Source organism: Microcoleus sp. S36b_A4, assembly GCF_036700645.1.
In the GTDB taxonomy this organism is placed as follows: domain Bacteria; phylum Cyanobacteriota; class Cyanobacteriia; order Cyanobacteriales; family Microcoleaceae; genus Microcoleus.
In genome coordinates, this window is the sequence record NZ_JAUBPI010000145.1 from 1 (window position 1) to 10,579 (window position 10,579).

General features: G+C 43.4%; 5 protein-coding genes and 3 pseudogenes. 3 read left to right on the forward strand and 5 right to left on the reverse strand.

What is annotated here, in order from left to right:
- Nucleotides 1-321 precede the first annotated feature (321 nt).
- Nucleotides 322-1,329, forward strand: coding sequence for a CHAD domain-containing protein (locus QUA03_RS27165; RefSeq protein ID WP_333216599.1), 1,008 nt, complete (start codon nt 322-324; stop codon nt 1,327-1,329).
- A gap of 363 nt (nt 1,330-1,692) precedes the next feature.
- Here QUA03_RS27165 and QUA03_RS27170 read toward each other — a convergent pair whose 3' ends face one another.
- Together QUA03_RS27170 and QUA03_RS27175 are read right to left on the reverse strand one after the other, a co-directional pair.
- Nucleotides 1,693-2,190 (reverse strand): 2TM domain-containing protein, encoded by a 498-nt coding sequence (locus tag QUA03_RS27170; RefSeq protein WP_333216601.1) that lies wholly within the window; start codon nt 2,188-2,190, stop codon nt 1,693-1,695.
- 186 nt (nt 2,191-2,376) lie between these two features.
- Nucleotides 2,377-2,884: pseudogene (locus tag QUA03_RS27175) on the reverse strand (IS701 family transposase); the annotation flags it as partial.
- 193 nt (nt 2,885-3,077) lie between these two features.
- On the opposite strand from QUA03_RS27175, the pseudogene QUA03_RS27180 reads away from it, so the two are divergent.
- Nucleotides 3,078-4,153 (forward strand): annotated as a pseudogene (locus tag QUA03_RS27180) (ISKra4 family transposase).
- A gap of 271 nt (nt 4,154-4,424) precedes the next feature.
- Nucleotides 4,425-6,047 (forward strand): NB-ARC domain-containing protein, encoded by a 1,623-nt coding sequence (locus QUA03_RS27185; RefSeq protein WP_333216603.1) that lies wholly within the window; start codon nt 4,425-4,427, stop codon nt 6,045-6,047.
- A 195-nt stretch (nt 6,048-6,242) separates the two neighbouring features.
- Here the strand turns inward: QUA03_RS27185 and QUA03_RS27190 are convergent, their stop codons facing one another.
- From QUA03_RS27190 to QUA03_RS27200, 3 genes and pseudogenes are all read right to left on the reverse strand, one after another.
- Nucleotides 6,243-7,973 (reverse strand): NAD(P)H-quinone oxidoreductase subunit 4, encoded by a 1,731-nt coding sequence (locus QUA03_RS27190; protein ID WP_333216604.1) that lies wholly within the window; start codon nt 7,971-7,973, stop codon nt 6,243-6,245.
- A 492-nt stretch (nt 7,974-8,465) separates the two neighbouring features.
- Nucleotides 8,466-9,225: pseudogene (locus tag QUA03_RS29085) on the reverse strand (Uma2 family endonuclease).
- A gap of 186 nt (nt 9,226-9,411) precedes the next feature.
- The gene (locus QUA03_RS27200) at nt 9,412-10,335 is read right to left on the reverse strand and encodes an ADP-ribosylglycohydrolase family protein (RefSeq protein ID WP_333216607.1); all 924 of its coding nucleotides are present in this window, start codon (nt 10,333-10,335) and stop codon (nt 9,412-9,414) included.
- Nucleotides 10,336-10,579: the final 244 nt, after the last annotated feature.

Genomic DNA, 10,579 nt, shown 5'->3' on the forward strand with positions numbered 1-10,579 from the left:
AGATTTTAGATTTTAGATTTTAGATTTTAGATTTTAGATTTTAGATTTTAGATTTTAGATTTTAGATTTTAGATTTTGGATTTTGGATTTTGGATTTTGGATTTTGGATTTTGGATTTTGGATTTTGGATTTTGGATTGAAGAATTGAAGAATTGAAGATTGCTAAATTCTGATTTTGTATAAATTGTCAAGCACTTTATATTAAGATTTATTGTGGTGGCGCTTCCAAAATTAAAAGTGTGTGCTAGGATATAACCCCTTATTAGCAAAGCCTTGAAATCCAAATTAAAGTCAATCGGGGATCTGGAATCTACACCTGCCATGAACGTAAAAACATCAGCAAAAGTTAAAACTCTCGGAGACGCTGCATCTGGAGCGATTGAGAAATATTTCCGCAAAAGTATAGCGCACGAGGCTGAAGTTATCAAAGACAAAGACGCGGAAGAACTTCATCAAATGCGCGTGGGATTGAGACGTTTGCGATCGGCTGTGACTGGTTTTGCTCCGGTTTTAGATTGGCCAAAAGAGGCTTCTGAACGTAAAATTGGTAAGGTGGGGCGGATTCTGGGAACGCTCAGGGATTTGGATGTGATGCTCGAAAGTCTCCAAAACCGCTATTACCCGAATTTGCCCACTGACGAACAGAAAGTTTTGGATAAGGCTTTGTTGAATTTGCTCAAACAGCGCCACCGGGCTTTGAAAGGGGTGAGGGCGATTTTAGAGCACAAAAGCTACGAATCGCTGAAGCAGTCGATCGAGGATTGGCTGGAAAAACCGAAGTTTCAGGCGATCGAACATTTGCCAATTGCTGAGGTTTTGCCAGATTTACTGTTACCTCAAGTCAGTGAGTTTTTCCTGCATCCGGCTTGGCTGTTGGGTACGGAATATGAGGATGGTAAAGTTAAAGTTGTTGATGATTTAAATGCTGAGGCTGTCGAAGAGAAGTTAGCAGCCGAGGGAACTATTCTGCACGATTTGCGGAAGCAAGCTAAGCGAGTTCGCTATTTGATGAATCTGTTTGGAGATTTTTACAGCGAGACTTACGAAGTTTATGTCGAAGATGTGAAAGCTGTTCAGGAATGTTTGGGCGATATTCAAGACAGTGAAGTTTTAGGCGAGTTTCTGACAGATTTTGTCGAGCGTGATCTGAAAAAAGAGTTGCCGAAGTTGGCTGGTTTGTTGGCCGCAAATCGCTATGCAGCTTGGCAAAAATGGCAGGTTTTGCAGCGCCGGTATTTGAGTTCGGAAATTCGGCAAGGTTTGCGATCTGCTTTAATTCATCCTGTGGTTAAAGATGCTGTTAATGGAAAGTTGCCCCAGGAAAGTTAGGTTTTTCGGGCCCAGAGAATGCGATCGACTGGCGGGAGGGACTAAAAGAGGGATATTTGTAGGGACACGGCATTGCAGTGTCCTTCATTGTGTAACTCAATAAAGGGCGATCGCGCTTTGGGATAGGTTCAAGAAAACATCTTAACAATTATTCTTTCCAGTAACATCGTTTCCGGTTGCATCAGAATCATAAAATCGAGTCAACAGTTAACACTCACATATTCAGTTTTTCGACTCCTCCTTCTACAGTCAACAGTCAACAATCATTCCGGTATAACCGGAATTGATATAACGAGTTAAAATCCGAATTACTTCACCAGGTGAAGTAAAAGAAAGGACGATAGCATTTTTTACCATACCAAGTCACGACTGCAACCACTTCATAAACTTATTCGTCACAGTACCAATAGATTCTCCCACTTGTTTCTTCAACCGCCACCGCTGAAACGCTTCTTCGTAATCTTCCCCTTCAGTTTGATAAACATTCCAAGCATTCAGCGACAATCCCAAGCCCCACGTGAGTAAAATGAACAGTGACCAAGAAAGCTCGTGCGAACCTGCTAGGTTAAACAAAACTAGAAAAGTATTGATAATTGCGTACTTTGTCACATTTTTCTGCAATTTGCGACGACGGTAAGAGTTAAAAACCAGCTTTTCTTGAAATTCTCCTCTAGTTGCTAACCATTGCTGTTCCGCCGCTACAATATCCTGTTCGGAAATGCCCAATTCCGCTGCAATCTCGAAAAGCTGCACTCTGGATAATTCCCCTTCATCCTGTCGCCGCGCGATCGCAAGCTGTAAAATACCCTGAGCATCCTCTGAACCGTAAATGTGATTTATTTGACTTTCATTTGTCGCCATAACAGGTTTCCTATAATTTCTCACATCCTTTCTATGATAGATATAGACGCAGTTAAACGACAGGTAGTGACATTGGCGGATTTCAACACCCGGACATTTGAGTGAGCGAGACTCCTGACTATGGGAGGGGAAATCGAAGAACCGATATATTTCCCCAAATTGCAACTAACGGGACTTAAACAAATTTTAAGCCCAAACAAAGCCTAAACTGGCTTTATAAGCGGAGAATACGTCCCAATTTTGGTTCAACCATTTCACAAACCTAAAAGATATGGCTGTCCGAAATGCTTCGAGTGCATAGCGTAAAAGTGTTTAAAGGTTTGTTTGCCCATCTGCGCCTTAATCCTCCTGTTAAGGTATGCCACAAAATGAAAGTGTAGGCACAAAACACCATAATAAAATGTCTTTTAAGGCTGCTTTCATCTCTGACTTGATATTCATTTAACCCCAAGCAGCCCTTGGCTTCCCGATAGAAAACTTCGACCCAATTTCTTTGTGAATAAGTTTTTACTATCCACTCCTCTGTAGCTGTTGATAAGTCAAAATTACTCATCAAATAATCTATTTCAGTCGCGGTATCGAAAGTCTCTGCATTCATGACGATGGCTATTACTTTCTTACCTGTGCATTTTGATAACTCGACTTCTTGAATTGCTACCCATACTGTTCTCGGTCTTTCTAGAGCGAGTTGTATGGGAGCATCCCACTTTTGCAGTCAGTATAAATACTCAGACTATTGTCTGGCTAAGCTGATGGCATAATATAGCAAAACCATTTGATTTGTAAACAATCGATTCAATCATCACAAGCGTTTCAGGTTGTTCTACATTCACAACTCAAATAGACTTGCTATAGAAAGCAGATAAATTACCATAATCCAAGTTCGCATGACCCCAGAAGAACAGCAGAAGATCAAAATAAATCTCCAAGAAATAGCAGAGATCCTTTATAAGAATACCCCAGTAGACAATCTACAAAGCTTTGAATCCGTAGAACTGAGTGTGAGAGAACATTTAATTGAGACAGTAGCACCAGAAATTAGCGTTTTTTTTTTCAGTCGGCGGGGGGAAAAGGTTCGGGTAGAAAAAGAACCATAAAAAGTTGTGTAGGAGAAATAACTATATCGAGTAAACAAGCCCAAAGGCTGGGAATAAAGAAGGGAAGTCGTCTGAGTTTTAATTTGGAAAAATGTTGTTTATTATTAGTGGGAAATGAATCTTTTGCCAATGCCGAGAGAGACCTCAAAATGTTGACAGGAATTTATGTACCGCACAGTACACAACATCGACTATTAGAGCGTTACGAATTCTCCTCGGCTCAAGCTACGGAGCAAGTAGAAGCATTGAGTATAGACGCAGGAAATGTCAGACTGAGAACTCATGAAGGAGAAGAAAGTATCTGGAGGAACTATAAGGCGGTTAAGGTACATCGCCTTTGTAGGGGCAGCTTTTTTCCAAAATAATCCAGATTTAGTGGCATGGGTAAATAGGCAACCTCAAAGTGAAGCGATAACCTGCTTGGGGGATGGTCATGATGGGGTGTGGAATCTGTTTAAGCAAATTGGGACTCTTGAGAAAAGAAGAGAGGTACTCGATTGGTATCAGGGGAATAGAAAATCTACATAGAGTAGGAGGTTCGCTCAAACGATTGAGGAGAGCGAAGAACCAACTGTGGCAAGGAGTAACAATAGAAGCTATAGCTGAATTTATAGGAGTTAGAGCTAAAGAAAGTAAAAATTTCCAGAATTATCTCCGAAAACATCAGTCAAGAATCCCAGATTACCAAAATTATCTTTATTCAGGGTATTGATATTGGTTCGGGAGCTGTAGAGTCTTTAATTAAACAGATTGGAGCAAGAATTAAGATTGTAGGTGCACAGTGGAACGAAAAAAATGTGCCTCAAATTTTAAGACTGAGATGTGCATATTTAAATAACGACATCAAGCTCGGTATTTCTGCTTAGTTAAAAAGCGGGATGCTCCCCTTTCTCATACCATCTTAGATTAAAGGGTTAAATAATTGAGAATGACTGATTGTGTATTGGTTTGGAGCACGGGCCTAGAGTTGCATTTTTTTAAACTTGTATCACAATCGATAATTGGGTATAAATATCTAAAACTGCCCAAACAACAAAAAGCAAGCTGAACGTTAGTAGATTCGATTCAATTGCTCGCCTGCGATAACTCACACAATATAATAGAAGATAGATTTTTAGTATAGGCGAGATTCCTACCTTGACTACTCCGATTCCTCAAAACTTTGTGCAAACGATCGCCAAACAGCGCGGTGTCACAGATGCCGAGTTAGAAACTGTGTTTATGGCTCTCGACGGTCAATCTACAGCGACCATCGCCACAAAGCTTGGCATTAGCGACATCGCCGTTCGCAAAAGACTCGGCGAAGTTTACAAAAAGTTTCAGATCGGGGGGAACGGCCCTGGAAAGCTTTCGGAATTGAGGCATCAGTTGCTGTTTTCATACCACATCGATCAGGGAACGAGCGATTTTAGTGGAGGTAAAGGCTCTCTATTGAAGATGGCGATTGGACACCGACAGGAAGATTGGGGCCAAGCACCGGATGTTTCGGTTTTTTACGGACGCACTGAAGAATTAACTACTTTAAAGCAGTGGATTGTATCAGATAATTGTCGCGTGGTAGCGCTGCTTGGTTTGGCAGGTAGCGGCAAAACAACTCTGTCGGTGCAGTTGGCAAAACAGGTACAGAATGAGTTTGATTTTGTGATTTGGCGATCGCTGCGATCGACACCAACACCATCCGACTTCCTAGGAAGCTTAATTCAACTTTTTTCTCACCAACAAAAACCCGATGTACCCATCGACCTCAACAGCAAAATTTCGCGCTTGGTCGAGTATCTGCGGAAACACCGCTGTCTGGTAATTTTAGACCATTTTGAAGCGGTTCTCAGACCAGAAGAATTAGCGGGACACTACCGCGAAGGCTGCGAAGGATATCGAGATTTAATTGTGCGGCTGTGTGAGGTCAATCACAATAGCTGTTTACTGCTAGTTAGTTCGGAAGAACCTACAGAACTGGCTTTGCTGGCGGGAGAAAAAGTGCGGTCTTTAAAACCTGCTATTTCCGAGGAAATAGCGCGGGAAATTTTCCAAGAAAAAGGTTTGTCGCCTCAAGATCAAGAGTTGGAAATCTTGTTATCCCGGTACGGAGGCAATCTGTTAGCATTAAAGATTGTAGCGACAACAATTAACGAGTTTTTCGAGGGAAATGTTTTAAAGCTTTTGGAAGCAACGGCGTTATTTATTGAAGAACATATCAGCAATTTGCTGGCGCAGCAGTTCGATCGAATGTCGAGTTCCGAACAAGATATTGCCTACTGGATTGCTATTGCTCAAAGCCAGATTTCCCTAGCAACTTTACGAGAGCAGATGTTCGCCAATTCATCGCTTTCGGATTTGCTAAAAAATCTCGATTCTCTGGGTCGTCGCTCGCTGATTGACAAAATTAGTGAGGGCGGGGAAACTGTTTTTCTGCTTCAGCCTTTGATCGTGCAATATGTGACGGATAGATTAGTCGATCAGATTCGAGCAGAGGTTTTGGAGACGGTTAAGACCCAAGGAATAGAAAGGATGCGGCTGTTGAAAACTCACAAATTGAGCATCAACATTGCTAAACGGAAAGGGAATAAAGGCGAACCAAGTCGCTCTATTTTAGCATTAGTAAAAAATAGGTTGCAAGTGTTGTTTGTGAAGACGACAGGCTTTGAAGAACCGCTAAATATCTTGAATAAAGTAGCCTCTGATCTCGATGATAAATCGATTCTTGAGGTGGGATATGCTAGGGAGAATTTGGCGCAGATTATTTCAGAAATTCAGTGCTAAGGATCGCGAATTAAATAACTTACAATTTTAATTGTTATTGTGGGATGGGCGTCCCGCCCGTCGAAAAAGGACGGGCGGGACGCCCATCCCACTTTCAAAAGTGGAAGTTATTTAATTCTCATTTCTAACAAAAAGGCGATCGCCCTTTGACAAAAGCGATCGCCCAATTTTCAAAACAAACAGAGTTCGATAAAATTATTTGACAATGCCAAAAACCGATGCAGATTCAGACCCTGTAATTTTGTCCAAAGCAGGCGATTTTTGAGCTTGAGCAATTTTGGGAACCAAAAGTTGATTCGCATAAATCCGAGGATTTTGTTGAGCAATTTGGATGTAAGATTGGCGGACTTCTGCGTTGACTGCGACAGTCTTGGCATCGTAGACTTGCATCGCCATGTTGGGATAAAAACCAATGCCGACAATCGGTATCAAAAAGCAAAATGCGATCGCCACTTCCCGAGGTTTAGCATCAATAAACGGTGCATCACCAGGCAAAACGCAACTATTACCAAAACAAACCGCTTCATCCAGATTGTTTCTCTGATTCTGCAGATTTAGATCCTCAAGGTCGCAAGCAGCTAGGGTGCCACAGTTGTAAAATAACTGTCGCAGCATCGAGAGCAAATAAATCGGCGTCAAAATCAGTCCTACTGCCGCCAGGAACACTGTCACCGCGCGGAAAGAACCGCTGTACATATCGCTAGTTGCGACGCCCACAAACACTGAGAGTTCGCTAGCAAAACCGCTCATGCCGGGGAGTGCCAAAGATGCCATCGCGCCTGCGGTAAACAAGGCAAACACTTTCGGCATAACTTTCCCAATCTCGCCCATCTCGTCCATGATCATTGTATGGGTGCGATCGTAAGTAACGCCAGCCAGGAAAAACAATACGGAGGCGATTAAACCGTGGGAAATCATTTGCAACAGCGCCCCGTTGATTCCCAAATCAGTGAAGGAAGCAATACCCAACAACACGAATCCCATGTGAGAAATCGACGAATTCGCTAAGCGGCGCTTCATGTTCGATTGGCCGAAGGAATTCAGCGCGCCGTAGATAATATTGACTACGCCGAGCACCGCCATAATCGGTGCAAAGTAAACGTGTGCTTGGGGAAGAAGTTCCAAATTCAGGCGAATCAGTCCGTATCCGCCCATTTTCAGCAATACGCCGGCCAGAATCATCGATACGGGAGAAGATGCTTCACCGTGGGCATCAGGTAGCCAAGTGTGGAAGGGGAAAATCGCCAGTTTCACACCGAAGGCAATCAGCAATCCCGCATAAAGGAATAATTCTAAACCCAGTGGGTAGTCCTTCAAGCCTAGTTCTACCATGTCGAAGGTGGGGGTGCCTCCGCCGTAGAATGCCATTGCTAAGGCAGCTATCAAAATAAAGATGGAAGCGCCTGCGGTGTAAATCAAGAATTTGGTAGCTGCGTAGCGACGGTTTTGTCCGCCCCAAATCGAGATTAGCAGGTACACCGGAATTAGTTCGAGTTCCCAGACAATGAACAGCAGCATGATGTCTTGGGCGACGAACACTCCTATTTGTGCGGAGTACATCACCAGCATTAGGAAGTAGAAGAGTCGTGGCTTGCGATCGACTTCCCAGGCTGCAAAGATTGATAGCGTCGTCACCAATCCCGCCAACAGTACCAACGGAACTGACAGTCCGTCAACGGAAACAGACCAGTTGAGGCCTAAAGAAGGTATCCAGGAATATTGCTCGACGATTTGGAAAGTAGAGATGCTCGGATCGTAATGAGTCCAAAACACCCAGCACATTAATACAAAATCTGCAATACCTACGCCTAGGGCATACCAGCGCACGGTTTTGCCGTCTGTATCCGGCAGAAAAGGGATCGCGAGGGAAGCTACCAGGGGTAGGATGACAATTGCGGTCAGCCAAGGAAATTGATCCGCTATCATAGTGAGAATAAATACTTAGTTGGAAGTTACCAAAATTATAATACTAAATTTAATTAAAACTTAAGATTTATTCATAAATATTTTTTATATGTAGGGCGTGTCATTAATTAGGTTGGTTGACAAAACAGAATTAACGTGTAGTGAGTAGCGATCGGAGGGTTAAGCCAACCAAATGACTGATGCTGCCAGTAGCGCCGTGTCATCGGGTTTTCCTGAAGCTTGAGTGAGCGATCCGAACCCTACGCACATTCGCCAGCTTTTGTCAACTCTTTTAATTGATGACACACCCTAGATAAACGCGAAGACACGTGTCACGAATTGCTACACACGTCAATTGATTGTCGATTTTTGATTTTTGATTTTTGATTCAGGACTTACGAACAACAAAATATAGCGTTTTGTAGGGGCAATCTGCCTGTGGTTGCGCCTATTCTGGTAGATGGTGGGGTAAGTCCTGTGTATTAAGGGCGCAAATTAGCTTTCAATCAGCGTTCAATCTGGATCAACTCCCAATTCGCGCAACTTAGCCACCCATCGTTGAACCCTTTGGCTTTCCTGGTCAGCCCTTTGTCTTTCTTGCTCAGCCCTTTGCCTTTCTTGACTCTGCTTGTTCTCAACTCCACAGCAACAAATTACCTACATCATCCCATCAGCGCAGCCAGTTCATGGTTTGTCCCAACCTTTCCCCCGACCAAATCCCCAGATATAGTTCCAGTTGTGGAATCCACACCCGCCCCTGCTCATTGGGTGAATGTAAAACATACCGCCCATCTTGCAAATAGCGCACTTCTAAAATACCTTCGTAGGGGTCATAAGTGACATAAGTAGGTACTTAAAGAATCTGTTCGTAAAAGTGGAGTTTACCATAGGGCGGAGTGGCTCTGACCGATAGTCCTCCTCCCTCTGCTTCCGAGAGAAACTCCATCACGATCGCCACATTAGCACCATCAGTATGAGGAGTATAACTACGGCGAATTACTCCCTCTGCTAAAGGATGCACTTGTGGCACATAAAACCAGTCTGGAGCTTTGACAACAATCTTTTTATTGACTGTGGCGACTAACCCCAAATGAGAGGCAATCAGCATTTCTGGCTGGATAAATTCTGCGGCTCCCCGTGTATCGGTGAGAGCATCCGCGAGAGAAGGTTGTTGAGTATTTTCCACCGGATCGTCGGGTAATACGAAGTTAGCTGCTAGGGGTTCCCAGGTGACGGTTGGTTTGGCTTTGAGAGACGGAGCTTCGAGTACGATTGTATTAACCTTCAACCAGAAATGTTGATGTAAATTTATCTATATTAACTCAAGTTGCTAGTTTCTGAATGGGATGGGGCGGGTTTATCTGATTTGTCGGTGGGTGTCATATATTTCGGTGAACCCGCCCCTACAATTATTTATGTTATGCCTGGGAATTGTCACCCTTGATTTAAAACATCGATTTTAACTAGATAAAGAGAAAAGCCGATCGCCAAAAGATGCAATTAAAGTGCGATCGACTAATTGCGAGAGCCATTTTTGCGGTATACCAGATTCTCCGTAAAAAGCCCCAGCCAACTGTCCGTAAACCGCACCAGTTGTATCCGCGTCATCGCCCAAATTCACAGCCAACAAACAGCCTTCAGCAAAAGAAGAACTGTTGTAAAATGCCCAAAGTGCCGCCTCCAAAGACTTGACAACATAACCACTACCCTGAATTTCAGGAGGTTGTCGCAATTTAAAAGAACCCGCCGCAATCTCATCAATCTCTGCCACCAGCGGATTTGCTGCCCAATAGCCACCAATCGGACAATATCTTTCCGAAAGCAACACATCTTTAGCAACCCCATTCACAGCCCCCGCAATTAAATTACCAAAATAGCGGCAAGCATCCACACAAGTAGCAGCAGCGTGAGTAGTTCTCGAACTTTCTCCAGATTTATCTATGACTTCCAAAGGATTTTTCGCATAAAACAAAGGCACCGGAGCCAAACGCATAATCGAACCGTTGCCGGCAGTCCAAACATCGGTAGAACCGCAGAAAGGTTTTCTTGTATCTTCAAAATTCCCAAGAGCTTGCTGCACAGTATTTCCAATATCAAAACATTCACCAGTGCTGCTCAAATGTCCGTCTTTACTCCACCGCAGATATGTTTCTAATTGATGGACTGGATCGAAACCTTGTTTCTCAATCAAACTTTCAGCCAAACAAAGCGCCATCGAAGTATCATCCGTCCACTCGCCCGGTTTTATTCGAAACGGGCCACCGCCAACCATATCGTTAATAGGCGCAAACGTTCCGGGGCGATGGAACTCTAAAGTTGTTCCGACAGCATCGCCAACTGCTAAACCGAGAAGACTGCCGCGATAACGTTCTATTTGCTGCATATAGTAATGGGTAATGGGGAATTGGGAATGGGGAGTTGGTAATGAGTAATTCAGGATTTATGCACCGATAGAACAAACCGGGTTGTTTACCGAATCTGTCGGTTGCAACGAAGTATTTTTGTAAAAAAACCCGGTTTCTAGACCCCCATGCGTAAGTCCTATAATTGTCTAAACTGAAGTTCCCCCATTGACAAAAGGCGTCGGAGTATGTAGGGTAAACCTTTGGAGGATTTTGACTCCGGTT